Annotated in this window: 25 protein-coding genes; 10 read left to right on the top strand and 15 right to left on the bottom strand. The window is 64.1% G+C overall.

Annotated features, from left to right (window positions below):
- The 11 genes from IVB41_RS17110 to IVB41_RS17060 form a co-directional block, all read right to left on the bottom strand.
- Complete coding sequence (locus IVB41_RS17110; RefSeq protein WP_247433074.1) at positions 1–927, bottom strand: Gfo/Idh/MocA family protein; 927 nt, start codon at positions 925–927, stop codon at positions 1–3.
- Positions 924–1,703, bottom strand: coding sequence for a FadR/GntR family transcriptional regulator (locus IVB41_RS17105; protein WP_247433070.1), 780 nt, complete (start codon positions 1,701–1,703; stop codon positions 924–926). Before IVB41_RS17105 ends, IVB41_RS17110 begins: the two co-directional genes overlap by 4 nt.
- Positions 1,703–2,680, bottom strand: coding sequence for a galactofuranose ABC transporter, permease protein YjfF (gene yjfF / locus IVB41_RS17100; RefSeq protein WP_247433066.1), 978 nt, complete (start codon positions 2,678–2,680; stop codon positions 1,703–1,705). The genes IVB41_RS17105 and yjfF overlap by 1 nt, the downstream gene beginning before the upstream one ends.
- Complete coding sequence (locus IVB41_RS17095; protein ID WP_247407702.1) at positions 2,677–3,669, bottom strand: ABC transporter permease; 993 nt, start codon at positions 3,667–3,669, stop codon at positions 2,677–2,679. Before IVB41_RS17095 ends, yjfF begins: the two co-directional genes overlap by 4 nt.
- Positions 3,666–5,210 (bottom strand): sugar ABC transporter ATP-binding protein, encoded by a 1,545-nt coding sequence (locus IVB41_RS17090; RefSeq protein WP_247433063.1) that lies wholly within the window; start codon positions 5,208–5,210, stop codon positions 3,666–3,668. Before IVB41_RS17090 ends, IVB41_RS17095 begins: the two co-directional genes overlap by 4 nt.
- Positions 5,211–5,331: 121 nt before the next feature.
- Entirely contained in the window at positions 5,332–6,297 is a 966-nt protein-coding gene (gene ytfQ / locus IVB41_RS17085; protein WP_249802689.1) for a galactofuranose ABC transporter, galactofuranose-binding protein YtfQ, read from the bottom strand.
- A gap of 437 nt (positions 6,298–6,734) precedes the next feature.
- Positions 6,735–7,907, bottom strand: coding sequence for a fumarylacetoacetate hydrolase family protein (locus IVB41_RS17080; protein ID WP_027569175.1), 1,173 nt, complete (start codon positions 7,905–7,907; stop codon positions 6,735–6,737).
- A 111-nt stretch (positions 7,908–8,018) separates the two neighbouring features.
- The gene (locus IVB41_RS17075) at positions 8,019–8,996 is read right to left on the bottom strand and encodes a HEAT repeat domain-containing protein (protein WP_247433060.1); all 978 of its coding nucleotides are present in this window, start codon (positions 8,994–8,996) and stop codon (positions 8,019–8,021) included.
- A gap of 2 nt (positions 8,997–8,998) precedes the next feature.
- On the bottom strand, positions 8,999–9,232 hold the full coding sequence (locus IVB41_RS17070; protein ID WP_007593252.1) for a ferredoxin family protein: 234 nt from the start codon (positions 9,230–9,232) through the stop codon (positions 8,999–9,001).
- A gap of 29 nt (positions 9,233–9,261) precedes the next feature.
- Positions 9,262–11,004 (bottom strand): fumarate reductase/succinate dehydrogenase flavoprotein subunit, encoded by a 1,743-nt coding sequence (locus tag IVB41_RS17065; protein WP_247433057.1) that lies wholly within the window; start codon positions 11,002–11,004, stop codon positions 9,262–9,264.
- A gap of 104 nt (positions 11,005–11,108) precedes the next feature.
- On the bottom strand, positions 11,109–11,882 hold the full coding sequence (locus IVB41_RS17060) for a ferredoxin--NADP reductase (protein ID WP_247433054.1): 774 nt from the start codon (positions 11,880–11,882) through the stop codon (positions 11,109–11,111).
- 208 nt (positions 11,883–12,090) lie between these two features.
- Between IVB41_RS17060 and IVB41_RS17055 the strand changes: the two genes are divergently transcribed.
- From IVB41_RS17055 to IVB41_RS17035, 5 genes are all read left to right on the top strand, one after another.
- Positions 12,091–12,387, top strand: coding sequence for a gamma-butyrobetaine hydroxylase-like domain-containing protein (locus IVB41_RS17055; protein WP_027569172.1), 297 nt, complete (start codon positions 12,091–12,093; stop codon positions 12,385–12,387).
- A gap of 259 nt (positions 12,388–12,646) precedes the next feature.
- Positions 12,647–13,426, top strand: coding sequence for a Crp/Fnr family transcriptional regulator (locus IVB41_RS17050; protein WP_247433051.1), 780 nt, complete (start codon positions 12,647–12,649; stop codon positions 13,424–13,426).
- Positions 13,427–13,591: 165 nt separating this feature from the next.
- Positions 13,592–15,013, top strand: coding sequence for an ABC transporter substrate-binding protein (locus IVB41_RS17045; protein ID WP_247433046.1), 1,422 nt, complete (start codon positions 13,592–13,594; stop codon positions 15,011–15,013).
- Entirely contained in the window at positions 15,010–15,918 is a 909-nt protein-coding gene (locus IVB41_RS17040; RefSeq protein ID WP_407062486.1) for an ABC transporter permease, read from the top strand. The genes IVB41_RS17045 and IVB41_RS17040 overlap by 4 nt, the downstream gene beginning before the upstream one ends.
- The gene (locus IVB41_RS17035; protein WP_027569169.1) at positions 15,915–16,787 is read left to right on the top strand and encodes an ABC transporter ATP-binding protein; all 873 of its coding nucleotides are present in this window, start codon (positions 15,915–15,917) and stop codon (positions 16,785–16,787) included. Before IVB41_RS17040 ends, IVB41_RS17035 begins: the two co-directional genes overlap by 4 nt.
- 77 nt (positions 16,788–16,864) lie before the next feature.
- Here the strand turns inward: IVB41_RS17035 and IVB41_RS17030 are convergent, their stop codons facing one another.
- Together IVB41_RS17030 and IVB41_RS17025 are read right to left on the bottom strand one after the other, a co-directional pair.
- A complete protein-coding gene (locus IVB41_RS17030; protein WP_247288896.1) occupies positions 16,865–17,923 on the bottom strand; it encodes a putative sulfate exporter family transporter in 1,059 nt (352 codons plus the stop codon).
- 132 nt (positions 17,924–18,055) lie between these two features.
- Positions 18,056–18,274 carry a hypothetical protein gene (locus tag IVB41_RS17025; RefSeq protein WP_007593267.1) on the bottom strand — a complete coding sequence of 73 codons (219 nt, stop codon included), beginning with the start codon at positions 18,272–18,274 and terminating at the stop codon, positions 18,056–18,058.
- Positions 18,275–18,475: 201 nt separating this feature from the next.
- Between IVB41_RS17025 and IVB41_RS17020 the strand changes: the two genes are divergently transcribed.
- Positions 18,476–19,111, top strand: a complete 636-nt coding sequence (locus IVB41_RS17020; protein ID WP_247433040.1) for a 2-hydroxychromene-2-carboxylate isomerase — start codon at positions 18,476–18,478, stop codon at positions 19,109–19,111.
- A gap of 9 nt (positions 19,112–19,120) precedes the next feature.
- Here IVB41_RS17020 and ald read toward each other — a convergent pair whose 3' ends face one another.
- Positions 19,121–20,236 (bottom strand): alanine dehydrogenase, encoded by a 1,116-nt coding sequence (gene ald, locus IVB41_RS17015; RefSeq protein WP_247433037.1) that lies wholly within the window; start codon positions 20,234–20,236, stop codon positions 19,121–19,123.
- A gap of 134 nt (positions 20,237–20,370) precedes the next feature.
- Here ald and IVB41_RS17010 point away from each other — a divergent pair, with 134 nt between their 5' ends.
- The 4 genes from IVB41_RS17010 to IVB41_RS16995 all read left to right on the top strand — a co-directional run bounded on the left by IVB41_RS17010 (position 20,371) and on the right by IVB41_RS16995 (position 24,706).
- Entirely contained in the window at positions 20,371–20,850 is a 480-nt protein-coding gene (locus IVB41_RS17010; RefSeq protein WP_027569165.1) for an Lrp/AsnC family transcriptional regulator, read from the top strand.
- Between the two features lie 139 nt (positions 20,851–20,989).
- Positions 20,990–21,481, top strand: coding sequence for a (2Fe-2S)-binding protein (locus IVB41_RS17005; RefSeq protein ID WP_247433032.1), 492 nt, complete (start codon positions 20,990–20,992; stop codon positions 21,479–21,481).
- Complete coding sequence (locus tag IVB41_RS17000; RefSeq protein WP_247433029.1) at positions 21,478–22,494, top strand: xanthine dehydrogenase family protein subunit M; 1,017 nt, start codon at positions 21,478–21,480, stop codon at positions 22,492–22,494. Before IVB41_RS17005 ends, IVB41_RS17000 begins: the two co-directional genes overlap by 4 nt.
- Positions 22,495–22,501: 7 nt before the next feature.
- Positions 22,502–24,706, top strand: coding sequence for a xanthine dehydrogenase family protein molybdopterin-binding subunit (locus IVB41_RS16995; protein ID WP_247433027.1), 2,205 nt, complete (start codon positions 22,502–22,504; stop codon positions 24,704–24,706).
- 61 nt (positions 24,707–24,767) lie between these two features.
- On the opposite strand, the gene IVB41_RS16990 is transcribed toward IVB41_RS16995, so the two are convergent.
- Positions 24,768–24,980: a hypothetical protein gene (locus IVB41_RS16990; RefSeq protein ID WP_247433024.1), complete on the bottom strand. Its 213-nt coding sequence runs from the start codon at positions 24,978–24,980 to the stop codon at positions 24,768–24,770.
- Between the last annotated feature and the right edge of the window lie 115 nt (positions 24,981–25,095).

Below are 25,095 nucleotides of genomic sequence, written 5' to 3'. Positions count from 1 at the left end.
TCAATCCACAAACGGTTCGACGATCGTGCGCCTGCCGAGCAGGAAGGCGTCCGCAACGAGACGAAGCGGCGCCAGATCGACGTCGCTCGCCCCTGTCGCGGCGAGCGTGACGAAGCGCCGGTAAAGCTCCCGATATTCCTCATCGGGCGCCTCGGCAACGGTCTTGCCATCGATCGCCATGATCCGGCCGCCGCGGGATAGCGTCATCCGGCCCTGGTCGGTTTCGACCAGGATATCCCAGCTCTGCGGTCCGGTCTGGCGGAAATCGAACTCGGCGGTCACAGGCAGGCCGTCGATGTCGGTCAGCGTCAGGTTCGCGGCGATCGGCGCCTGGCAATTGGCGGGGAAGGCGAGCTCGGCCGCGGTGACGAACACGGGCTTCGGCAGGATCCGGGTCAGGATCGACAGCGCATTGATGCCGGGATCGAACACCCCGAGCCCGCCCGGCTCCCAGATCCAGGCCTGCCCGGGATGCCAGACGCGGACGTCCTCTTTCCAGTTGATGTGCACGGAACGGACGCGGCGGGCGGCGAGCCACTCGCGCGCCGGCTCGACCGCCGGCGCATGGCGCGAATGCCAGGTCGCGAACAACGTCCGCTTGGCCTCTCTCGCCATCGCGATCAGCGGATCGAGCTCGGCAACGCCGACGCCCGGCGGCTTCTCCAGCATGACATGCTTGCCGGCCCTGAGCGCTGCGACGGCCTGGGCGCGGCGCACTTGAGGCGGCGTGCAGAGCGAGACCGCGTCGATCGGCGGACCTTTTTCCAGCAGCTCTTCGATGGTCGCGAAATGCGGCAGATCCGGCAGCGAGGCGTTGCGGCTCGCGACGGCTGCCAGCGTCGCGCCGGGAACCGCTGCGATGGCGCCGACATGCTGGTCCCGCGCGATCTTGCCGAAGCCGACGATGGCGATGCGAAGTTCAGTCACGATTTTTCTCCAGCTTCCGCGGACGGCAGCGCTTCGGTTGGTACAGTCTCGATCACTGTACCCTCGTGGCGGCGCATGCCGTTGTGAATGACGTAGACCATCGCTTCCGACGCAGTCGCGGCTTCGCCGGCGGCGATGGCATCGACGATCTTCTGATGCCAGAGCAGAACGGTGTCGCGGTCCTCCGGTTCGACCGGTGCGCTGAGCAGGAATGAGGCGCGCAACGCAGCCTCGATGACGTGCCCGATCGAGCGCATGAACAGATTTCCGGAGGCGCGCGCCACACCGACATGGAGCGCAAGGTCGGCATCGGCGAAGCCAACGGAGTCGGAGGCCTCAAGCCGCATCCGTTCCATGCAGCGACGGAGCTCGGAGAGATCCTGCTCCGACCGCTGCGCCGCCGCCAGCGCGGCCGCGCGCGGCTCGACCGCGAGGCGGATCTCGGCGAGGTCGTTGAGGAAGCGCTTGTCGATCCCGGCATCCAGGTGCCAGGCCAGCACGTCGGCGTCGAACATGTTCCAGGCGACGCGCTCGCGCACGACGGTGCCGACGCGCGCCTTGGTAGTAAGCAGGCCCTTGGCCACCAGCGTCTTTACGCTCTCGCGCAGCACCGGTCGCGACACGCCGAACATCGCGATCATCTCGGCATCGCCCGGCAGCCGCGTCCCTTCTGCATATCGGCCGGCGATGATGTCAACGCCGATCGAGCGGGCCACTTCCGCGTGATTTGAGTGCGCCCGGCGCGTCGGAATGACGAGGATACGCGAGGTGGTCATCAGACTGCTCCCGCGCGCTTTGCCACGGGCCGGCGCGCGAGCGCAACCAATCCCTGTTGCAAGGCGATGAAGGCGAACAGCAGCACACCGGTCGCGATCTTTGTCCACCAGCTCGACAGCGTCCCGTCGAAATTGATGTAGGTCTGAATCATGCCCTGGATCAACACGCCGAGGAAGGTACCGATCACCGAGCCCTGCCCGCCCGTGAGCAGCGTGCCGCCGATCACGACGGCCGCGATGCTGTCAAGCTCGACGCCGACGGCGGACAGCGAGTAGCCGGCGCTGGTGTAGAAGGAGAAGACGATGCCGGCGATGCCAGCGAGCAAGCTCGACAGCATGTAGATCTTTACCGTCATCTTGCCAACTGCAACGCCCATCAGGCTCGCGGTCGCCCGGCTGCCGCCCAGCGCATAGACATTGGCGCCGAACCGGGTGAGCTGCAGCAGCAATGCGCCGCCGATCACGATCGCAAGCATGATGATCGCGACCGCCGTCAGCCGTCCACCGCCGGGTAGTCGCAGAGCGAAGTCCGACACGGTCGAATAGACCGGTGCCGTGATCGGCACCGATTCCGTCGAGAGTAGGAAGCTGGCACCCCGGGCCAAAAACATGCCGGCGAGCGTCACGATGAAAGGCGGCAGATCGAAGACATGGATCACCGCGCCCATTGCCGCGCCGAAGGCGGCCGAGAGCGCGAGAATGGCGACGAAGGCGACCAAGGGCGGCATTCCCCAGCGCTCGATCGCCAGCGCGACGAACACCGTGGTGAAGCCGATCACCGAGCCGACCGAGAGATCGATGCCGCCGGAAATGATGACGAAGGTCATGCCGGTCGCGACGATGCCGAGGAAGGCGTTGTCGGTCAGGAGGTTGCCGACTACGCGGGTGGAGGCGATGTTGGGAAACTGCATCGCGCAGAGCACGAATCCCGCGACAAGCACGATCGCCGTGATGAGGACGGGCGGCAGGCCTTTCATGCCTTGGTCCCCCGCAGCCGCGTCACAACGCCGGCAAAGCCGGACAGCTTCGGCGATTGCAGCAGCAGCACGGCGAGCACCACCACCGCCTTGACCAGCAAATTGAACTCCGGCGGATAGCCCGACAGCAGAATGCCGGTGTTCATGGTCTGGATGATCAGCGCGCCGAGTACGGCCAGCACGAGGCTGAAGCGGCCGCCGAACAGCGAGGTGCCGCCGATCACCACCGCGAGGATGGCGTCGAGCTCGAGCCAGAGGCCGGCATTGTTGGCATCCGCGCCCATGATGTCGGCCGCTGCGATGACGCCGGCAAGCGCAGCGCAAACGCCGCACCAGACATAGACCGCCAAGATCATCGCGCGCGTGCCGACGCCGGCAAGCTCGCTCGCTCGCGCATTGCCGCCGGTTGCCTCGATCAGCAATCCGAGTGCCGAGCCGCGCACCACCGCACCGGTGAGGATCAGCATGCCCAGCGCAATCGCGACCGGCACCGGTACGCCGAAGATGGAGCCGTTGCCGAGCCAGACCAGATCGGGCGAGGAGAAGGTCACGATGCGTCCCTCGGTGATGAGCTGAGCGATGCCGCGTCCCGCCACCATCAGGATCAAGGTCGCCACGATCGGCTGCATGCCGAGCACCGCGACGAGAAATCCGTTCCACAATCCGCAGATCAGGCCCGCGCCGAGCGCAGCCGCCAGCACCACGGCCAGACTGTGGCTGTCGGCGAGGCTCGCCGCGATCGCGCCCGAGATCGCCATCACAGCGCCGACTGACAGATCGATTCCGCGCGTCGCGATCACCAACACCATGCCGAGCGAGAGCAGCGCCACCGGCGTGCCGCGGTTGAGCACGTCGATCATGCTGCCGAACAGCCGGCCGTCCTGAAGGCGCAAATCGAAGAATTGCGGCGACACCACGCGATCGACCGCCAGGATGACGATCAACGCGAGGATCTGGGCAAGGCCGCGGCGCGGCAACAGCGCGGTCATGCCCGGCCCTCATGCGCGACACTGGCGCCATCGGCGGCGATGGCGGCGAGAATGCTGCCGACGTCGATGGCCTCGCCCGCGAGCTCCTCGACATGCGCGCGGTCGCGCAGCACCACTACGCGATCGGAATAGGTCACGATCTCGTCGAGCTCGGAGGAGATCACGAGCAGCGCGAGCCCGTCGTCGCAGAGCTCGCGGATCAGACGGATGATCTCAGCGTGCGCGCCGACGTCGATGCCGCGGGTCGGCTCGTCCAGCACGAGGAGCCGCGGCGAGGTCGCAAGCCACCGTGCCAGCAGCACCTTCTGCTGATTGCCGCCGGACAACAGGCCGACCGGACGCTCCGGATCGGGCGGACGAATGTCGAGCATCTTGACGTAACGGCTCGCGATCTCGTCCTGCTCGCGCCGCGACAGCGGCCGATGCAAACCGCGCTTGGCCTGAAGCGCGAGCACGATGTTCTCGCGCACGGTGAGCTCGGCGACGATGCCGTCGGTCTTGCGCTCCTCAGGGCAATAGCCAAAGCCGTGGCGCACGCCGTCGCGCGGCGATTGAAGCCGGACAGGCGCGCCTTCCACCCTCGCCTGTCCGCGATCGGCGCGCTCGGCGCCGAACACCAGCCGGGCCGTCTCGGTCCGGCCCGAGCCGAGCAAGCCGGCGAGACCGACCACTTCGCCATGCCGCAGCTCGAGATTGAACGGCGCGACATAGCCGGCCTTGCCGTAACCCTCGAAGCTCGCACAGACTTCACGCGTCGTCTGTGCGCCTGCCGATGCCCGCGCGCTGGTGGTCTCGGCCAGCTCGCGGCCGAGCATCATCCGGATCAGCTCGAGCCGCGACAGCGACGCGGTCTCGCGCTCGCCGACCAGGCGACCATTTCGCAAAACGGTGATTCGATCGGAGATCTCATACACCTGGTCGAGGAAATGGCTGACGAAGACGATGCCAATGCCGCGCTTGGCAAGCTGACGCATGATGCGAAAGAGGATCTCGACCTCATGGCGATCGAGACTCGCGGTCGGCTCGTCCAGGATCAGCACGCGCGCCGAAAGGTCGACGGCGCGCGCGATCGCGGTGACATGCTGGATCGCCACCGAATAATTGCCAAGCGGCGCTGATACGTCGATATCGAGACCGAAATCCGCGAGCAGCGACTTCGCGCGGCGTCGCATCTCGCCTTCACGCACGATGCCGAAGCGCATCGGCTGCCGGTCGAGGAATAGGTTCTGCGCCACCGAGAGATTCGGCAGCAAATTGACCTCTTGGTAGACGGTGGCAATGCCGGCCTGAACCGCCGCCTTGGCCGAGCGTGGCGCGACCTCTTCGCCGCAGATCCTGACGATGCCAGCATCGCGCGGGAACACACCGGTGATCACCTTGATCAGCGTGGACTTGCCGGCGCCGTTCTCACCGAGCAGCGCATGGATCTCGCCGGCGCGAAGCGTGAAGTCGACCTCCTGCAACGCACGCACGGCGCCAAAGCTCTTGCTGATCCCACGCACCTCCAGCAGGGAAGCAGCGGAATCCGGGCTGTTCTCCATGACAAATTCACTCCCAACGGCGCCCGCTGACGATGCGGACACGGAGCCTGTTCGTTCGCGCGGCGGTTTCGAGCGGGATCGCCGGACTGCCGAAACACGGCCGTCCGGCGACACTCTGGCCTCAGTAACCGAGGCCCTTCTTGCGGTTGTAGATCTTCTGCGGATCATCGGCGGGCGTGTAGAGCTTCGACTCGGTCTGGATCCATTTCGGCGGAACGGTGCCCTTGTCCTTGAAGGCGGCGATGGCATCGAGCGCGGGGCCAGCCATGTTCGGCGTCAGCTCGACCGTGGCATTGGCTTCGCCGGCGACCATCGCCTTGAAGATGTCGGGGACCGCATCGATCGAGACGGTGAGGATCTCCTTGCCCGGCTTGAGGCCGGCTTCCTTCATCGCCTGGATCGCGCCGACCATCATGTCGTCGTTGTGCGCATAAACTGCGCAGATCGACTTGCCGCCGCCTTCGGCCTTGATGAAGCTTTCCATCACTTCCTTGCCCTTGGCGCGGGTGAAGTCGCCGGTCTGGCTGCGTACCACCTTCAGGTTCGCATGCTTGGCGATGGCGGTGTCAAAACCCTTCTTGCGGTTGGCAGCGACGCTGGCGCCGACCGTGCCCTGCAATTCGACGATGTTGCAGGCCTTGGCGCCGACGGTCTTCGCCAGCCAGTCGCCGGCGACCTCGCCTTCGTGAACGCTGTCGGAGGTCACGGCGGTGAGATAGAGCTCCTTCCCGGAGGGATCGATGTCGCGGTCGAGCAGCACGACCGGGATCTTGGCCTCCTTGGCTTCCTTCAGCACCGAGTCCCAGCCGGTCGAGACGACGGGCGCGAGGAAGATCGCATCGACGTTCTGCGCGATGAAGGAGCGGATCGCCTTGATCTGGTTCTCCTGCTTCTGCTGCGCGTCGGCGATCTTGAGATTGACCTTGCGCTTGGTGGCCTCCTGCTTGGAAACCGAGGTCTCGGCCGCGCGCCAGCCGGATTCCGATCCGATCTGCGAGAAGCCGATGGTGAGCTCGGCGGCGTTCGCCGGCAGCGCGAGCAGCAACGCGGCAGTGGCGCTGGCCGCAAAGAGGGCTTTGAGGATCATCAGGCGTATCTCCCAAATGTTATCCGGGGCGCCGATTGGTAGCATCGCACCCACAGGCCGACCTTTGAGGCCGGCGGGAGGGACTATTTCACGGAAGTTTGGTTCCGACTAGTCATATTATCTGACTATTTGGATCGGTGCGATGGCTGGCAGGAAGGCTCGGGTATGACACGCCCAGCGCGATTTTGTTCCAGCGATGCAACGCGGAGATGAAAAAATGGTACAGCGGTTGGGATGAGGGCACCTCTGCAAGGACGGTGAAAGACGTACCCGCAACCTCTCTCCCCGTCACTGCGAGCGCAGCGAAGCAATCCAGAGTCTTTCCGCGGAGGGATTCTGGATTGCTTCGCTTGCCTCGCAATGACGGTGGGGAGAGCTTCTTCGTCTATCGAGCAAGGCGACTCGTGGAGAGTCCCCCACACCCGGCGGGCAGTGAGCTAGATCAGCTTCCGCTGCGCCAGATTCTTCATCAGCGCACCGATGCCGAACGTCCAGGGCTCGCACTCGTCGCTGGTCCGCATGCGGTTGACGAGTTTGCCGAGCTGGGGTGCCGAGATCGTGACGATGTCGTCGCGCTTGTGGGTGAACCCCTGTCCCGGCGCGCCGCGATCCTTGACCGGCGCGAACATGGTCCCGAGGAACAGCACGAAGCCATCAGGATATTGGTGCACCTTGCCGATGGTCTGCTCGACCAGATCAGTCGGGTCGCGGCTGATCATGCTGATCGAGGAATGGCCGTCGAGGACGAAACCGTCCTGCCCCTTCACGTTCAGGCTGATGTCGAGCTTGCGGGCGTCATCGAGGGTAAAGCTGTCGTCGAACAGGCGCAGCAGCGGGCCGATGGAGCACGAGGCGTTGTTGTCTTTGGCCTTCGACAACAGCAGCGCCGAACGGCCCTCGAAGTCGCGCAGATTGACGTCGTTGCCGAGCGCGCCGCCCACGATCTTGCCGCGGCTCGAGACGAACAGCACCAGCTCCGGCTCGGGGTTGTTCCAGGTCGACTTCGGATGCAGCCCGGCATCCATGCCGGTGCCGACCGACGACAAGGTCGGCGCCTTGGTGAAGACCTCGGCATCGGGGCCGATGCCGACCTCGAGATACTGGCTCCAGGCGTTCTGGTCGATCAGCACCTGCTTCAGATGCATCGCCTGGTCCGAACCGGGCTTGAGCTTTGACAGATCGTCGCCGATCAGCCGCGTCACCTCTTGCCGGATCGCTTCGGCCGAGGCCGGATTGCCTTTCGCCCGCTCCTCGATCACGCGCTCCAGCATCGAGATGGCGAAGGTCACGCCCGCCGCCTTCAGCGTCTGGAGATCGACCGGCGCGAGCAGCCACGGCTTTTTCGCATCGCGCTGATCGGGCGGCGTGTTGGCGACGATAGCCTCGAGATCGCCGATGCGTTCGCCCTTGATCGCGGCAAGCGCCTTTGCCGGATTGTCTTCCTCGCAGAGTGCGCTGACGGTCGGGAATTTTGCGGTGACGTCGAATACACCATCGCCACGCACGGCGACCACGGCCGGGCCATTCGCCTGCGGCAGCCAGACGCGGCCGACAAGCGTTCCCCGCGTGCCGTCCTCGGGGAGAAGATCCTTAACCGTCAATGTCGTCATGGGCGCATCCTCGCTCTTTTCGGATCGGCCTCGCTCGCGGAGGCCTATCACATTGGCGAAGACCAATAAACGTCTGGGACGGGAAGTCCAGCGCGGCAGCCCGCCGCGCTTCTATGCCCCCGCCCGCGCTTTTAGCGCCGCAATCTGCTGAAGCGCCCAGCGCGCGTTCTTGCGCACCTCGGGATCGGGATCGTCGGCGATGACGGCAAGGAAGGCTTCGCCGTCGTGATGGGCGATTTCGCCGAGCGCAGCAGCCGCCTCTTTCCGCAAATTGGCCTGGTCGTGGTTGACGCAATTGCCAATCGGGCGAACCGCGCGCTCGATCTTCATCCGGCCAAGGCTGCGGATTGCCTTCAGACGCACCTGCCAGAAATCGTCACTGAGCGAAGCGATGAGCTGGTCGGCGGCAATCGATCCGTTGACATTGAGGCCCAGCGTTTCCGCGGCCATCTCCCGCACCATCCAGTCCGAATCCTTCAAGGCGCGCGTGATCATCTCGGCCGCGGGCTTCATCTGCGAGAAGGCGAGCGCGCTCACCGCAGCACGGCGCACATGCGCGTCCGGATCGTTGATCAGCGCGGTCAGCGCCGGAATCGATTCCTCCAGCTTGAGGAACCCGATCACGCCGATCGCCTGCACCCGCACGGCGGCATCGGAATCCTGGAGCGCTTCGAGCGCGGGTTTCAAGGTGTTCTTGCAGCGCAGCTCCTTCAGCGCACGCAACGCCCCCATGCGGACGAAGGCGTGGGCATGCTTGACCAGCGGCAGGATGATTTCGGCGCAGGCGGGATCTTTGAACTCCGCCATGCTGTCGGCCGCGGCGGCCGCGACGATTCTTTCGGGGTCGACAAGCAGCTTGACCAGCGCGCTGGCGGCCTCCGGCCCATCGAACTCGCCGAGCGCCATCGCAACCTGCTGGCGGACGCCGGCATCGGGATCGGCAACCATTTTGGCGAGATGGCCGACCGCTGCGGGATCGCCGGAATGGCCGAGCGCGATGATGGCGACGCGGCGCTCCCCTGGATCGGCGGCCTGGAGCCGCTCGTCGGCATCTTCGAGATCGTCGTAGGATTCGAACGGGCTCGACATGACTACCTCAGGAGATATGGAATGTTGACGGTGACGGCGCCGGTCGGGCAATCCGCCTCGCAGGGCATGCAGTACCAGCATTCGTCATAGGCCATGTAGGCCTTGTTGGTCATATCGCTGATACGCAGCACGTCGAGCGGGCAGACGTCGACGCACACGGTGCAGCCCTTGTCCGCGATGCATTTGGCGTCGTCGACGACCACCGGAACCGATGTCTGATAAGAAGCGAGAGGCATCGTATGTCTCCTGTTGTTTGTGCGGCGGGTCAGGCGGTGGCGCGGATGCGCTGCTTGTCGTAGAGATCCTTCTCGTCGTCGGCGATCGGCACGATATAGGGCTCCACGGCACGCTTCTCGCTGGTCATCTTGCCGTCCTGCTTGCTGAGCAGCGTGTGGCAGAACCAGTTCTCGTTGTCCTTCTCCGGGAAATCCGTCCGCCAGTGATAGAGGCCCCAGCGGCTTTCCTCGCGGTAGAGCGAGGCATGCACGGCCATGTCCGCGCAATCCATGATCGACTGGACTTCGAGCGCGCGGAGCAGTTCGTGCGCATTGCGCGCGATCATGCGCTCCTGCATGTCTTCCCTCGCTTCAGCGAGCCGGCGCATGCCGAGCTCGTATTTGCGCGTGACTTTCGGCGGCTGGAGATAGTCATTGACGAGACGCCGGGTCTTGTACTCGATCTGGTTCGGCGGAATGCCGTCCTCGCGTTTGGTCGGCGCCATCACGCGGTCACGTTCGCTGGCGACATCGGCCGCGTCGAATTCCGCGAAGTCGTGATTGTCCGCGAACTCCATCGCGTCGATGCCGGCGACCGAACCGTTGGTGAAGGCGCCGAGCATGTAATTGTGCGGCACGCTGGCCATGTCGCCGGCGGCATAGAGGCCCGGCACGGTGGTGCGCGCGTTGTCGTCGACGAACACGCCCGACGCACTGTGGCCGGAGCAGAAGCCGATCTCGGAGATATGCATCTCGATCGACTCGCTGCGATAGTCGACGCCGCGCCCCTGCTGGAACAGGCCGCGCGTGGGACGCTCGACCTTGTGCAGGGTCGATTCGATCTCCGAGATGGTATCGGGATGGAGATGCTTGAGCTGGAGAAACACCGGGCCCTTGCCGGACAGCAGCTCATTGTAGAACTCCAGCATCATCTGGCCGGACCAGTAATCGCATTCGATGAAGCGCGATCCCTCGTTGTTGGCGGTGAAGGCGCCGAAGGGACCGGCGACATAGGCGCAGGCCGGCCCGTTATAGTCCTTGATCAGCGGATTGATCTGGTAACATTCGAGGTTCGCCAGAGCCGCACCGGCGTGATAGGCCATGGAATAGCCGTCACCGGAATTGGCCGCATTCTCGTAGGTGCCGAACATGTAGCCGGAGGTCGGCAGGCCGAGACGGCCGGCGGCGCCCATGCACAGGATAACGGCCTTGGCCTTGATCACCAGCATCTCGGCGGTGCGGGTATTGACGCTGATCGCGCCAGCAATGCGGCCGTCTGCGGACTTGAGCAGGCGCGTCGCCATATAGCGGTTGGAGATCAGGATGCGGGCGCGGCGGAGCTGGCGATACAGCGCCTTCTTCACTGTCTCGCCGTTCGGCATCGGCAGCACGTAGGTGCCGATGTGGTGCACTTTCTTGACGGAGTAGTCGCCGTTCTCGTTCTTCAGGAAGCGGATGCCGAAGCTGTCGAGTTCCTCGATGATCGAGTAGCAATTTTGCGCGTATTTGTAGACCGCCTTCTGATCGACGATGCCGTCATTGGCGATGGTGATTTCCTTGGTGTACTGCTCGGGCGTCGCATAGCCGGGAATGACGGCATTGTTCAAGCCGTCCATGCCCATCGAGATCGCTCCGGAGCGCTTGACGTTGGCCTTTTCGAGCAGGACGACGTTGGCCTTCGGGTTCTTCAGCTTCGCCTTCAACGCCGCCATCGGGCCGGCCGTGCCGCCGCCGATGACGAGCACGTCGCAGGAAACCTCCGAAAGTCCGTCGACGATCTGATCTAGTGACATCGCTTGCTCCTGGTCCGCCGGCAGATCCGGCGCCTTTGCATCAGATTTGTTCAGCAGGCGTCCCGGCGATAGCAATTAGTTGTCGCCGGGCTGCGATTTGCGCGTCAGCGCTCGACAAAGGCCTTTTCGATCACGAAATGGCCGGGCCGGCTGTGATTGCCCTCGGCAAACCCGCGCGCGGACAACATCGCGGGAAGTTCCTCCAGCATCGCCGGGCTACCGCACAGCATGATGCGGTCAGTCTCGATGTCGAGGACTGATAGACCGATATCGTCGAACAGCTGGTTCGACGCGATCAGGTCGCTGATGCGGCCGCGGTTCCTGAACGGCTCGCGGGTAACGGTGGGATAGTAAACGAGCTTGTCACGGATCAGCGGCCCGAAGAACTCGTGATTGCGCAGGCCTTCGACGAGGTGCTCGCCATAGGAGAGCTCGGAGACCTGGCGGCAGCCATGGGCGAGCACGATGGTCTCGTAATTCTCGTAGACGTCGGGGTCCTTGATCAGGCTGGCGAACGGCGCGAGCCCCGTTCCGGTCGAGAGCAGCAACAGGCGTTTGCCGGGAATGAGGTTGCCGGTGATCAGCGTGCCCGTGGCCTTGCGGCCGACCAGGATGACGTCTCCCTCCCTGATCTTCTGAAGGCGCGAGGTCAGCGGACCGTCCTGCACCTTGATCGAGAAGAATTCGAGCGCCTCCTCGTGATTGGCGCTCGCCATGCTGTAGGCCCGCAGCAACGGCTTGCCCTCGACTTCCAGCCCGATCATCGCGAACTGGCCGTTCTGGAAGCGGAAGCCCGGATCGCGCGTCGCGGTGAAGCTGAACAGGCTATCGGTCCAGTGCCTGACCGACAGGACCGTTTCCTTCTGAAATGCGTTCATTGTCTCTCCTGATCTCGATTGCGCACAAGGTTTCGGAGAGACAGGAATCCGGCAACGCCGAACTGAAATTCCCGGTCGATTAGTTTCACATTTCGTGCGCAATGATCGAACGGCAGGCAGCGAAGATCAGCGTCGCGCACCTGCGCCTGGCAATTAGTTGCTATCGCAGCAGCGCTGCGGCAACGTAGAGAATGGTCGGAGACACGTCATGACCTTGGTGGCACCGACCGTGGCAGATTACGAAGCAAGCGCCGACCTCGCGACGCTCCGCGTCCGCACCGCTAAGGACGACACGCTGGACTTGCCGGCGGAAACGCTCCGCCTCTCCTGCAAATGCGCCCACTGCACCCGCGCCCGCTTCGACGGCCGCTTCCCCGAGCGATTTCCAGGCATCGCGATCACCGAGATCGGCGATCTCGGTTATGGGCTGAACATCTCGTTCTCGGATGGGCACAATCGGGGGATTTACCCGAAGCCGTATTTGTTGAGCCTGGCGGGGCGGTAGACGCCACAGGTCGTCCTCCAAACTCCGCTGTCATTCCCCGCGACCCGGCTACGCCAAGGCTTCGCCGGGGTTCAGGCCCAGGGGCGCCGAAGCTTTTAGCGTAGGCGGCAGGCGGGGAATCCCGTACGCCGCGGCTTCTCGATAACCCATTGACGTCTCTGGAATACTGGATCGCCCGGTCAAGCCGGGCGATGACAGCGGAGTGAATCTGGCACGGACATTGCTCCTCTTTAGAACGGTTTGAACGTTCCGGAGGCAGATGATGTTGCAGGCAGCGGCCAATGTGGTTCGCGGGACGGTTCCCGCAACGGTCCGGCCTGCCGGCGGTTCCTCGCTGCTGCTCACCGAGAACCAGCAATGGATCGGCGGACCGCCGGCGTTGATGGACAAGCTCAGCCAGCGCGAGCGGGAGCTGGTGCTGAAGCAGGGCCGCCGAAAAGTGCTCAACCGCGGCCAGACGCTGTTCAGCCAGGGTGGGAAGCATGACGGTATCTGGCTGATCGAGAGCGGCCGTATCCGGGTGTTCTACACCTCCCCGCTCGGCCGCGAGATCACGCTGGCCTATTGGCATGTCGGCAATTTCGTCGGCGGGCCGGAAGTGTTCGAAGGCACCGTGCATCAATGGTCCGGCGTGGCATCCAGCAATTGCAGCGTGGTGCATCTGCCCGGAAAGGAGTTGCGATCGCTTGCGGTCGAGATTCCGAACCTCGCGATCGGCCTGATCGAAGGCCTGACCTTCAAGGGCAAGTGCTATTCGGCGCTGGCCCAGATGCTGGGAACGCGCTCGATCACACAGCGCCTTGCGCATCTGTTGCTGCATCTCGTCGACCTCTATGGCGTCGAGGACGCCGACGGCCGGGTGATCGCCGCAGCTTTCACCCATGCGGATATCGCCCACATGGTCGGCGCCACCAGGCAATGGGTCACGATCAGCCTGAAACGCATGCAGGAGAAGGGAATCGTGCTGACCAAGCGCTCGCAGATCGTGGTCTGCCGGCCCGACGTGCTGGAAGAGATGCGAGGGCAAGGGTCTGACTAGGGCCGGTGCCCGTGCAAGCAGCTTTATAGTGCAGGACTGCCCAAGGAGTATGCAATCAACTTTTCCCGGCAACTAATCGACTGTGGCGCTCATTCCGGATTTGCCCTGCCCACGCCCTCACCCAATCATGGCAACCACAGCACATCCAACCGAATGAGGATGAGAATGGTCCGCCATCTTCCCACGCTCTCGATCGCGATGTCGGTGACGTCGCTGGCGCTTCTCCTCGCGCAGCCGGCCGCGGCGGAAACCGTCACGCTCGGCATCGGAACGCAGGACACCACGACCAACACGGTGACCGCCGGCGTCGTCATCCGCCAGCTCCATCTCCTCGAAAAATATCTGCCGAAGGACGGCAAATACGCCAACATCAAGTTCGAGCTGGAGTGGCAGAACTTCACCTCCGGCCCGCCCGTCACCAACGCGATGATGGCGAACAAGCTGCAGATCGGCATGATGGGCGACTATCCGCTGATCGTGAACGGCTTCACTTTCGACAGCAATCCGGAGAGCAAGAGCCGGCTGATCGGCATCGCCGCCTACAGCCTGTCGGGCTCCGGCAACGGCATCGTCGTTCACAAGGATTCGCCCTATTACGATCTTGCCGATCTCAAGGGCAAGCTCGTGAGCGTGCCGTTCGGCTCTGCCGCGCACGGCATGGTGCTGAAGGCGATGCAGGACCGCGGCTACGCGTCGGACTTCTTCCAGCTGGTCAGCCAAAGCCCGGAGGTCGGCTCGACCAATCTCCAGGAGAAGAAGATCGACGCTCATGCCGACTTCGTTCCGTTCGCCGAGTTGCTGCCGTTCCGCGGTTTTGCGCGAAAGATCTTCGACGGCGTCGAGACCAATCTCCCGACCTTCCACGGCATCGTGGTCCGCACCGATTTCGCCGAGAAATACCCTGAGGTCGTCGTCGCCTACTTCAAGGCCGTGATCGCCGCCAATCAATGGCTGCGAGACGATCCCAAGCTCGCCGCCGAGAAGATCCAGGAATGGACCGGCATCAGCAAGGAGGTCGTCTACATCTTCCTCGGCCCCAGCGGCAACATGACCACCGATCCCACGGTCAAGCCGGCGCTGATCGATGCCGCCACGGCCGACGTCAAGGTGCTGCAGAACCTCGGCCACATGAAGGAGTTCGACCCGAAGAAATGGGTCGATGACAGCTACATCCGAAAAGCTTATGCCGAGATGAAGCTCGACTATGACTCGCAGCTTGCGAGCACCAAGAATTACGAGATCTCCGGCGACGATTCCTTCTGCAAGAAACCGATCTCCGATCCGCGCAAGGCCGGCGAGGTCTGGGTCGACGATTCAGGCATCATGCCCTTCTCGTCAGCCAGCTGCACGCTCGGCGCCTATGCCGACTACAAGGCCAAGGGCAAGAAGATCAACGTCGCCTACGTCTTCGATACCACCCGCGGCATCAAGCTGTTCGCAGACCAGGCTTTCTTCGCGGTCGGCAATGGCGAGGTTGCGCCGTTCCTGCTGAAGAAGGATGCCGAAGCCTATGCCGCCAAGATCAGCGGCAAGGTGCTCGGCTTCGACGACGCGGTGAAGGCGGCGGTCAGCGGGAGCAAGACGTGAGCAGTCCCGCCCTCCTCAGACATTCCGAGGACAGCATGCCGGCAAGTGCAATCGCGGAGGCAAGCGCCATGCCCGCCTCCACGCCACCCGCGTCTCCACCCTCCTTCGGCACGCTCGCACTGCGCTGGTACCGGCTCAACCGGGGCGGGCTGCGCGCGACCGCGATCGGCATCATCTCGCTGCTCGCCTTTCTTCTGGTCTGGCATCTGCTGACGACCTATCGCGTCGTGTTATTCGTGCGCTTCACCAACGTGCCCTCGCCGCTCGCGGTCTATGCGAGCTTCACCAAGGCGATCCACGATCCGAAATTCCTGCTGCACGTCCTCTTGAGCTGCCGGCGCATCTTCTTCGGCTTCTCGCTCGCGGCAATAGTCGCCGTGCCACTCGGCCTGATCATGGGCCGCTTCAAGCTTGTCCACGAGATCATCTTCCCCGTCGCGGAGGTGCTGCGGCCGATCCCGGCGATCGCCTGGGTGCCGATGGCGATCATGCTGTGGCCGACCAACGAGCAGAGCATCGTCTACATCACGTTCCTCGGCTCGTTCTTCCCGATCCTGGTCAACACGCTGCACGGCATGTCGCTGGTCGATCCCGTGCTGGTGCGTGCCGCGCAATGTCTCGGCGCGCGGGAGCGCTCGATCTTCCGCGATGTGTATTTTCCGGCCTCGCTCCCGCACATCTTCACCGGCCTGACCGTCGGCATGGGCGTGGCCTGGGTGTCGCTGATCGCCGCCGAGATGATCTCGGGGCAGTACGGCATCGGCTATTTCACCTGGGAGGCCTATTCGCTGGTTCAGTATGCCGACATCGCGCTTGGCATGATCGCGATCGGCGTGCTCGGCCTCGGATCGAGCATGTTGATCCGAGGCGCCGGACAATTGGTGATGCCGTGGAGGTCAAGATGAGTGAGATCGTTGTCAAGGCACCGCAGGGCCATATCGAGGTCAAGAACTTCTCCCTCAGCTACGACAGCATCGAGGGGCCGGTCGAAGCCGTCACCGATACGCAGATTCATGTGAAGCCTGGCGAGTTCGTCTCGATCGTCGGACCCTCCGGCTGCGGAAAGTCGACGCTGCTCAACGCGGTCGCCGGCTTCCTCAAGCCGACCACGGGCATCGTCACCGTCGACGGCGAGAAGGTGAACGGCCCCAGCGCGGAGCGCGGCATGGTGTTTCAGCAATATTCGCTGTTTCCCTGGAAGACCGTGCGGGAGAACGTCGAGTTCGGCCTGAAGATGCGCGGCATGCCACGCTCGCAGCGCGAGCGCGCCGCGCGCACGCTGCTGGGACTCGCGGGCCTCGAAGCCTTCGAAAAGCATTACCCCGAGAAACTCTCAGGTGGCATGAAGCAGCGCGTTGGCATCGTCCGCGCGCTCGCGACGGGACCCAAAGTGTTGCTGCTCGACGAACCCTTTGGCGCGCTCGACGCGCAGACCCGGGTCATCATGCAGCAGATCCTCACCAACATGTGGCAGCGGCTGAAGATTTCGGTGCTGTTCGTCACCCACGACATCGACGAGGCGATCTTCCTGTCCGACCGTGTCTACTGCATGACCGCACGCCCCGGCTCGATCAAGGCGGAGATTCCGATCCCGCTCGAGCGGCCGCGGCAGCAGGCGATGATGATGTCATCGGAGTTTTTGGCGCTGCGCCGCGGACTGATGTCGCTGATCCGCGAGGAGAGCATCAAAGCGATGGGCGGCGAGCTCAACGACATGGGCATGCAGGGGCTGAACATCGAGCTGCACGGGCATTCGCTCGCGGATGTGATTTAGCGATTTCTCGACGCTTACCCTCTTAGTTCCCTTCTCCCCTTGCGCGAAGGAAGAAGAGTTCGCGGCTACAGCCGCCTTCACTTGAACCAGTGCACCAGTGCGATGCTGATGCCGAGCAGCAGCATCAGCGACAGCGTCACGGCCGCCGTCACCCTGCCCCCGACATTGGCCAGCACACGAACGTCGACACCCAGACCCAGCGCCGCCATCGACACCACCGTGAGAAAGCTGGTGATCTTCGTCACCGGACCAACCACCGTGCCTGGCACGATCTCCAGGGATCGCAGGGTCGCCAGCGCAAGGAAGCCGAGGATGAACCACGGGACCAGGCGGAAAAAGCCGACATTGGTCTTCTTGGCGTCGCTGTGCCAGCGCGAGGCCGTCAGCGAGAGGCCGACGACGACCGGCCCGAGCATCAGCACCCGCATCAGCTTGACGAGCGTGCCGATCTGCGTCGAGACGAGCCCCGCCGGCACAGTCGCCGCAAGCACCTGCGGCACGGCATAGACGGTGAGGCCTGCGAGGATGCCGTATTGCGTGGCCGATAGCTGCAGCAGCGGGATCAGCAGCGGCAGGCCGAGCACCATCATCACGCCGAGGATGGCGGTGAAGGAGATCGAGGATGCGATCTCGTCATTGTTGGCGCCGATGATCGGCGCCACCGCCGCAATCGCCGAGTTGCCGCAGATCGAGTTGCCGCAGGCGATCAGGATCGAGAGCCGCGTCGAGAGACCAAGCAGCCGGCTGATGCCGAAGGAAACGCAGAGCGCGACCACAACGACGGCCGCGATCGAGGCCAACAGCGCGACGCCGGATGCCGCGATAGCAGCAAAGCTGATCGAGGCCCCCAGCAGCATGACGGCGACTTCGAGCAGCTGCTTGGCGCTGAAGGCGATGCCGGACTGCCAGCGCGGCGCGGGCTTCCAGAAGCTGCGAACGGCCATGCCGAGCAAGATCGCCATCACCAGCGCCTCGACATAGGGATGTTCGAAGACGCCCAATTCCGCCCGTTCGAGCAGGGCCGAAACACCGGCCACGGCGATGCAGAGGAGGATCCCGGGAATCAGCGCGACAATGCGGCCAGTGGCCGTGGTCGGCTTGGCGTCGGCCGGACTGGATGCTTGATTCTGCGACACAAATCTCTCCCCGAGGAGAAGGATTTATACGCAGCGCCATCCGATTGGGAAATAAGTTTTCGACATATCAGGGCTCAGGGAAGTTCTATCCTCAGTCCGGGATAATCCGGCCTGGAAGGTCAGGCGCGCGCCTTAGAAGATCAGGCTCTTGGCCAGCGAGGCGACGCGGCTGAAGCCGTCATAGACGCCGGGCTCGAAGAAGGCCGCACGCGCCAGCACGATGCCGGCGACCAGCGACCAGAACAGGCCGGTGCCGACCCGCAGCAGCAGCTTTGACCCGCGCGAGCGCGGCTGGGTGTCCGTTGCGGACACCAATTGCTCGCCGAAAGGCTCAAACCTGGTGCGTTCCATGGCAGTCAATCCATCAATTTCTGGAGGAAATGTCGTCGTTTCGGCCCCAAACAGCAATGGAAGCGATTGGCTTTTTTGCCTCCCGAAGAGGAAACTCCTTCCGCCGGACGGACCCGGGGCAATAGTTTTCTTCTTCCGGCCTATTTGAGCACCGAAGCCACGGCGAGCAGGTAGCGCCGCGCGTATGAAAGGAATCTGCCAATGCCAAACCCCCGCGTGCGCATCTACACCGACTACAAGAGCCCCTACGCATTCGTGGCCAACAAGCGCCTGTTCGAACTCGAGGAGACGCACGGCGTCGAGCTCGAATGGCTGCCCTATACGCTGCGCGTTGCCGAATTCATGGGGACCGTGGAAGAGCGCACGCCGCATTTCTGGCGCAAGGTGCGCTACGCCTATATGGACGCTCGGCGCTATGCCAATGCGCAAGGGCTCGTCATGAAAGGGCCCCGGCGGATCTACGACGCGTTCTATTCCAGCGTCGGCATGCTGTTCGCCCAACAGCACAGCTTCTTCCGTCCGTATCACGATGCGGTGTTTCGGCGCTTCTGGAGCCATGAGCTCGAGATCGACGATCTCGCCGCCATCACGGTCGTCATCACGTCCTGCGGTGGTTCAGCCAGTGAGTTCAAAGCCTACATCCATGGCCCCGCCCGCGCCGAGCATGACCGCATCATCGACGAGGCCGAAGCGCTCGGCGTGTTCGGCGTGCCGACCATGGTATTCAACGGCGAGCTGTTCTGGGGCGGCGACCGCATCGACATGCTGATCGAACGCATCGAGAAGCCTGAGACGATCGAAGCCGCGCTCGGCAGCCGCCATCGCAAGCCGGTATGAGCAGCAACGCTACGCCGCCAGCCCGCTCCCCACCGGAGCAAACTCCAGCCCGAGGCTTTCGGCCACCGCTTTGTTGGTGATGCGGCCGCGATGCACATTCAGCCCGTTGCGCAGATGTGGATTTTCCAGCACTGCAGCAAAACCCTTGTTCGCAAGCATCAAGCCGAACGGCAGCGTCGCGTTGTTCAGCGCCTGGCTCGACGTCACCGGCACCGCGCCGGGCATATTGGCCACGCAATAATGCACGATGCCGTCGACCAGATAGGTCGGATCGGCATGCGTGGTCGGGTGCGAGGTCTCGAAGCAGCCGCCCTGATCGATCGCGACGTCGACCAGCACGGCGCCCGGTCGCATCGATGTCAACATCGCACGCGTGACGAGCTTGGGCGCGCTCGCGCCCGGCACCAGCACCGCGCCGATCACGACGTCGGCAGCGAACACCTCCCCCTCAACTGATTCGATGGTGGAGAAGCGGGTGCGTACGCGCCCGGCGAAGAGATCATCAAGCTGCCGCAACCGAGGAATAGAGCGGTCGATCACGGTGATCTCCGCGCCAAGGCCCGCGGCCATGCGCGCGGCTTGCGTTCCCACTACGCCGCCGCCGAGTACGACGACCCGCGCAGGCTGCACGCCGGGAACGCCGCCCAGCAGCAGTCCGCGGCCCCCAGCCGAGCGCTTGAGCGCGGCGCCGGCGGCCTCGATGGCGAGGCGGCCGGCGACTTCGCTCATCGGCGCAAGCAGGGGGAGGTGACCGGCCGCGTCGGTGACGGTTTCATAGGCGATCGCAGTACAGCCGGAGGCGAGCAAACCCCTGGCCTGTTCGGGATCCGGCGCGAGATGGAGATAAGTGAACAGGATCTGGCTGTCGCGGAGCTGGGCCCACTCGCTTTTCTGGGGCTCCTTCACCTTCACGATCATGTCGGAGTTCGCGAAGATGTCGCGTGCGCTGTCGGCAATGATCGCCCCTGCCCGCCGGTAGACTTCGTCGGAGGCGCCGATGCCGCCACCCGCACCGGTCTCGACCGTCACCTCGTGCCCCGCCGCGACATATTCGCGGACCGCACCCGGGGTGAGCCCGACGCGATATTCCTGCACTTTGATTTCCTTGGGCACACCGACGCGCATCCCGGGCCTCCTTTTGATTCACCTCATGATCGTAGCGACCTGCCCGGTTTGGTTTCGTGCAAATATCCGCTAGCTTTGGCGTCCCTGCGCCGGTTTCCGGCGCGCAAACGCCCTTTCACGCTGGAAACGAAACTTTGGCCCTGGACCGGAAAGATCTCGCCATCCTCGCGGAACTCACGACCAATGCGCGGGCCAGCCACACCGAGCTCGCCAACAAGGTTGGGCTCTCCAGCACCGCGCTCGCGCGGCGGCAGAAGGCACTTGAGGACGACGGCTACATCCAAGGCTATCAGGCCACGCTCGACCTCGCGCAATTCGGCCTCACCACCACGGTACTGGTCCGCATCGCGCTGGAAAGCCAGAGCGATGAGGCGTTGAAGGCGTTCGAGGCGGAGGTGGTGAAATGCCCGTCCGTCGTGCGCTGCTTCCTGATGTCGGGGACCGACGACTACATTTTGATCGTGCTCGCCCGCGACATCCAGGATTTCGAGCGCATCCACCGCATGGAGCTGTCGCGCCTGCCGCGCGTCGCGCGGGTCCAATCGAGCTTCGCGCTGCGCGAGGTCGTCAACCGCGCCGTGCCGAATGTGGTGTTCGGCGAAGCAAAGCGCTGACCGCAACCTCTCGGAAAGGCGAACTGCCTGCAAGGAACCAACCGGTCGGTGGTCCGTTGGGCGCTATTGGCCGGCGGAGGCGTGCCCCCGCGTCAACACGGCTGACGTCCGGCACGGTCGCCGTCGCAGGGAGCAGGACATGGGCGATGTCACGCATCAGATTTCCGAACGAATCCCGATCCATCTTGTCGTCAACGGCGTCAGTCACACGCTCGATCTCGTGCCATGGACCACGCTGCTCGACGCCTTGCGGGACCATCTTGCGCTGAGCGGCACCAAGAAGGGCTGCGACCATGGTCAGTGCGGCGCCTGCACCGTGCTGGTGGATGGCCGGCGCGTCAATTCGTGCCTCACGCTCGCCGTCATGAAGGACGGCGCGGAGATCACGACTGTCGAAGGTCTTGCCAAGGACGCCACACTGCATCCCGTGCAACAGGCGTTTATCGACCATGACGCCTTCCAGTGCGGCTATTGCACGCCGGGACAGATATGTTCGGCAGCCGGACTGCTCGCCGAAGGCCGTGCCCATAATGCCGACGAGATCCGGGAACTGATGAGCGGAAATCTCTGCCGCTGCGGCGCCTATCCGAACATCGTCGCCGCCATCCAGCAGGCAATGGGCCAGCCATGAACAATTTCCAATACGCCCGAGCCACGGATGTCGCCGACGCGATCCGCCTGCTCGCCGCCGATCCCGGCGCCAAGCTGATTGCCGGCGGCACCAATCTGATCGACCTGATGAAAGAGAATGTCGAGCGCCCCTCCCGGCTGATCGACATCTCCCGCCTGCCGCTCCGGGAGGTCCAGGAGACGACCGACGGGTCCTTGCGCATCGGCGCCCTGGTGCCGAACTCGGACCTCGCCTACCATCCATTGATCGAGCAGCGCTATCCCCTGCTCGCCAGCGCGATCCTAGCCGGCGCGTCGGCGCAATTGCGCAACATGGCCTCCGTTGGTGGCAATCTGATGCAGCGAACGCGTTGCGCCTACTTCTATGACACGGCCACGCCCTGCAACAAGCGACATCCCGGCAGCGGCTGCTCGGCGATGGACGGGCTGAACCGCAACCATGCGATCCTGGGCACGAGCGCCGCCTGCATCGCGACCAATCCATCCGATATGAGCGTGGCGCTTGCCGCGCTGGACGGGCTCGTGCACGTCGCGGGTCCCTCCGGCGAACGCACCATCGCGCTGACCGATTTCCATCGGCTGCCCGGCGACAAGCCTCATGTCGATACCAATCTCGGCACCGGTGAGATCATCACGGCGATCGAGCTGCCGCCGCGCGGCTTTGCACCAAACTACAGCTACCTAAAAATTCGCGACCGGATGTCTTATGCTTTCGCTCTGGTCTCGGTCGCCGCCGCACTCGAATTGGAGGGCAACGCGATCAGCGGGGCACGCCTGGCGCTCGGCGGCGTGGCGCACAAGCCCTGGCGCAGCCTCGAAGCCGAAGCGGCGTTGCGCGGCCAGGCCGCAACGCCCGATCACTTCTCGCACGCCGCGGATCTCTTGCTCCAGGGAGCAACGGCCCGCTCACATAACGGCTTCAAGGTCGAGCTCGCACGCCGCGCCATCGTGCGGACGCTCACACAGGCGGCGAACGCCACGCCGCAATCCCAGGCCCACAAGAAGATCGCGTGAGGACCCCATGAACGCTTATGTCGGAACGCCAACGTCGCGTGTCGACGGCCGCGACAAGGTCACCGGCGCCGCCAAATACGCCGGCGAATTTCCGGCCGACAGGCTCCTCCATGGCTTCGTTGTCGAGGCCACCATTCCATGCGGGCGCATTGCCCGCCTCGACACCAATGCGGCGCTGCAGATCAAGGGCGTGCTCGACGTGCTCACGCATGCGAACCGTCCGCCGCTGGCCGATAAGGACGAGGCGTGGAAGGACGAGGTGGCGCCCGAGGAAGGCTCGCCTTTCCGTCCGCTTTATGATGACAAAATCAAGTTCAATGGCCAGCCGATCGCACTGGTCGTCGCGGAGGACTGGGAAACCGCGAAATTCGCCGCGACGCTCGTGCGGGTCGACTATGAGCAGCATGGTTTTGCGACCGACCTCGAAGGCGAGCGCGGCAACGCCGCCGAGAAGGACAAGCCGCACAAGCCGCGGGGCGACGCCGCAGCCGCCCTTGCGGCAGCTGATGTGCGCCACGAGGCGGACTACGTGATACCGACCGAGCATCACAACCCGATGGAGCTCTATGCGACCACGGCGGTCTGGGACAGCAATGGCAAGCTCACGATCTATGACAAGACGCAGGGCGTCCAGAACGTCCACAAATTTCTCTGCGGCGTGTTCGACAGGAAGCCGGAGGACATTCGGGTGATCTCGCCATACGTCGGCGGCGCCTTCGGTTCCGGCCTGCGGCCGCAATATCAGGTGGTGTTGGCAACGCTCGGCGCGCTCGCGCTGAAACGGTCCGTTCGCGTCGTGCTGACACGGCAGCAGATGTACGGGCTCGGCTACCGGCCAATGACAATCGAGCGCGTCGGGCTCGGCGCAAAGTCAGATGGTACGCTCCATGCGGTCACGCACGAGGCCATTGCCGTAACTTCGCGCTACGAGGATTTTGCCCGCAACGATACCGGCTGGGCCGAACAGCTCTACCGCAGCCCGAACAGCCACTTGTCCCACAAGCTGGTCCACCTTGACGTCTCCACCCCCTGCGACATGCGCGCACCGGGCGCGGCGTCGGGCGTCTGCGCGCTCGAATGCGCGATGGACGAGCTTGCCGTCGCACTCAAGCTCGACCCGGTCGACCTGCGGCTGAAGTGCTACTCGGACCGCGACCAGAGCGAAAACCTGCCCTACACCAGCAAGCAGTTGCGGGCATGCTACGCGCGCGGCGCGGACGCCTTCGGCTGGAGCAGACGCAATCCTGCGCCGCGCTCGATGCGCGACGGCAAGGAGCTGGTCGGCTGGGGCATGGCCACTGGTGTGTGGGAAGCACTGCAGATGCCAGTCGCCGTCCGTATCGTGCTGACGTCGAACGGACATGCCGAGGTGTCTTGCGCGGCATCCGACATCGGCACCGGCACCTACACCATTGTGGCGCAGGTCGCGGCCGACGCACTCGGCCTGCCGATCGAGAACATCAGCGTCAGGCTCGCTGATTCGACCTTGCCGCAGGCGCCAGTCGAGGGCGGCTCCTGGATGGCCGCCTCGAGCGCACATGCGGTGCTCGCCGCCGCCGAGGAGGTGCGCAAGGAGCTGTTAGATCTGGCCGGAAAGATGCCAGGCTCGCCGCTCGCCGGCGCCGAGTTGGCCGATACAGTGCTGACCGACGGCAGCATTGCCAGGGCCAGCGACAACAACCGCGCGGTCTCGATCGCGGACGCAATGCGCCACGGCGGCGTCGAGCGTATCGAGAAGGAAAAGCTCAACCAGTTCGGCGAGGACAAGAAGCACGCGCGTAACACCCATTCGGCCGTCTTTGCCGAGGTCAAGGTGGACGAAGAGCTAAACGTCATTCGCGTGACGCGGGTCGTGAGCGCAGTCGCGGCCGGACGGATTCTCAACACCAAGACCGGCCGCAGCCAGATCATGGGCGGCGTGGTCTGGGGGATCGGGATGGCCCTGCACGAGGAGACGGTGATGGATCACCGCTTCGGCCGGATCATGAACGCGAACATCGCCGAGTACCACATCCCGGTGAATGCGGATGTTCACGACATCGACGTGATCTTCGTCGACGAGCCGGACGCGCATATCAACGCGCTCGGCATCAAGGGCATTGGCGAAATCGGCATTGTGGGCGTCCCGGCGGCGATCGCAAACGCCGTCTATCACGCCACCGGCAAACGCATCCGCCGCTTCCCGATCACACTGGACAAGCTGCTCGACTGAGACGGTGCAGCGGTCCCGCTCGGCGCCAGCGTGACCTCACGGCGCCCGGCCGCCAAGCCCCTCACGACGGAAAGTCAGCCGGTCTGACCTGGATGCGGTCGGCATGCAACGACCAGTGGTGCAACGCCTGGTCCGCGCAAAACCTTGCCTTCGCCCGCTCTTTGGCTTCGTCCTCGTCGGAAGCGTCGACCTCGAGCGTGCCCTGGCACACCTCGATCTGCCGGCCGTACTGGCCGAGCACGTCCTTCATGAACCTGACCACATAAGTTGACATGGGACCTCCTGCCTGCCCCGGCGGCGCTCACTCTAATCCCATTTAGCCGGAATCCGGGAGGGAGATTTTGACGCGGATCAAAGTCGGGCGCGGTTCCCGCCCGCCGGTCATTCCA

This window comes from Bradyrhizobium sp. 44 (assembly GCF_023073095.1).
Classification (GTDB): Bacteria; Pseudomonadota; Alphaproteobacteria; order Rhizobiales; family Xanthobacteraceae; genus Bradyrhizobium.
This window is presented reverse-complemented; position numbering and strand designations above follow the sequence as displayed.

Coding starts and splice junctions, on each gene's coding strand:
- IVB41_RS17105 (WP_247433070.1), bottom strand. CDS start 1,703: ATGACCACCTCGCGTATCCTCGTCATTCCGACGCGCCGGGCGCACTCA.
- yjfF (WP_247433066.1), bottom strand. CDS start 2,680: ATGAAAGGCCTGCCGCCCGTCCTCATCACGGCGATCGTGCTTGTCGCG.
- IVB41_RS17095 (WP_247407702.1), bottom strand. CDS start 3,669: ATGACCGCGCTGTTGCCGCGCCGCGGCCTTGCCCAGATCCTCGCGTTG.
- IVB41_RS17090 (WP_247433063.1), bottom strand. CDS start 5,210: ATGGAGAACAGCCCGGATTCCGCTGCTTCCCTGCTGGAGGTGCGTGGG.
- ytfQ (WP_249802689.1), bottom strand. CDS start 6,297: ATGATCCTCAAAGCCCTCTTTGCGGCCAGCGCCACTGCCGCGTTGCTG.
- IVB41_RS17080 (WP_027569175.1), bottom strand. CDS start 7,907: ATGACGACATTGACGGTTAAGGATCTTCTCCCCGAGGACGGCACGCGG.
- IVB41_RS17075 (WP_247433060.1), bottom strand. CDS start 8,996: ATGTCGAGCCCGTTCGAATCCTACGACGATCTCGAAGATGCCGACGAG.
- IVB41_RS17070 (WP_007593252.1), bottom strand. CDS start 9,232: ATGCCTCTCGCTTCTTATCAGACATCGGTTCCGGTGGTCGTCGACGAC.
- IVB41_RS17065 (WP_247433057.1), bottom strand. CDS start 11,004: ATGTCACTAGATCAGATCGTCGACGGACTTTCGGAGGTTTCCTGCGAC.
- IVB41_RS17060 (WP_247433054.1), bottom strand. CDS start 11,882: ATGAACGCATTTCAGAAGGAAACGGTCCTGTCGGTCAGGCACTGGACC.
- IVB41_RS17055 (WP_027569172.1), top strand. CDS start 12,091: ATGACCTTGGTGGCACCGACCGTGGCAGATTACGAAGCAAGCGCCGAC.
- IVB41_RS17050 (WP_247433051.1), top strand. CDS start 12,647: ATGATGTTGCAGGCAGCGGCCAATGTGGTTCGCGGGACGGTTCCCGCA.
- IVB41_RS17045 (WP_247433046.1), top strand. CDS start 13,592: ATGGTCCGCCATCTTCCCACGCTCTCGATCGCGATGTCGGTGACGTCG.
- IVB41_RS17035 (WP_027569169.1), top strand. CDS start 15,915: ATGAGTGAGATCGTTGTCAAGGCACCGCAGGGCCATATCGAGGTCAAG.
- IVB41_RS17025 (WP_007593267.1), bottom strand. CDS start 18,274: ATGGAACGCACCAGGTTTGAGCCTTTCGGCGAGCAATTGGTGTCCGCA.
- IVB41_RS17020 (WP_247433040.1), top strand. CDS start 18,476: ATGCCAAACCCCCGCGTGCGCATCTACACCGACTACAAGAGCCCCTAC.
- ald (WP_247433037.1), bottom strand. CDS start 20,236: ATGCGCGTCGGTGTGCCCAAGGAAATCAAAGTGCAGGAATATCGCGTC.
- IVB41_RS17005 (WP_247433032.1), top strand. CDS start 20,990: ATGGGCGATGTCACGCATCAGATTTCCGAACGAATCCCGATCCATCTT.
- IVB41_RS17000 (WP_247433029.1), top strand. CDS start 21,478: ATGAACAATTTCCAATACGCCCGAGCCACGGATGTCGCCGACGCGATC.
- IVB41_RS16995 (WP_247433027.1), top strand. CDS start 22,502: ATGAACGCTTATGTCGGAACGCCAACGTCGCGTGTCGACGGCCGCGAC.
- IVB41_RS16990 (WP_247433024.1), bottom strand. CDS start 24,980: ATGTCAACTTATGTGGTCAGGTTCATGAAGGACGTGCTCGGCCAGTAC.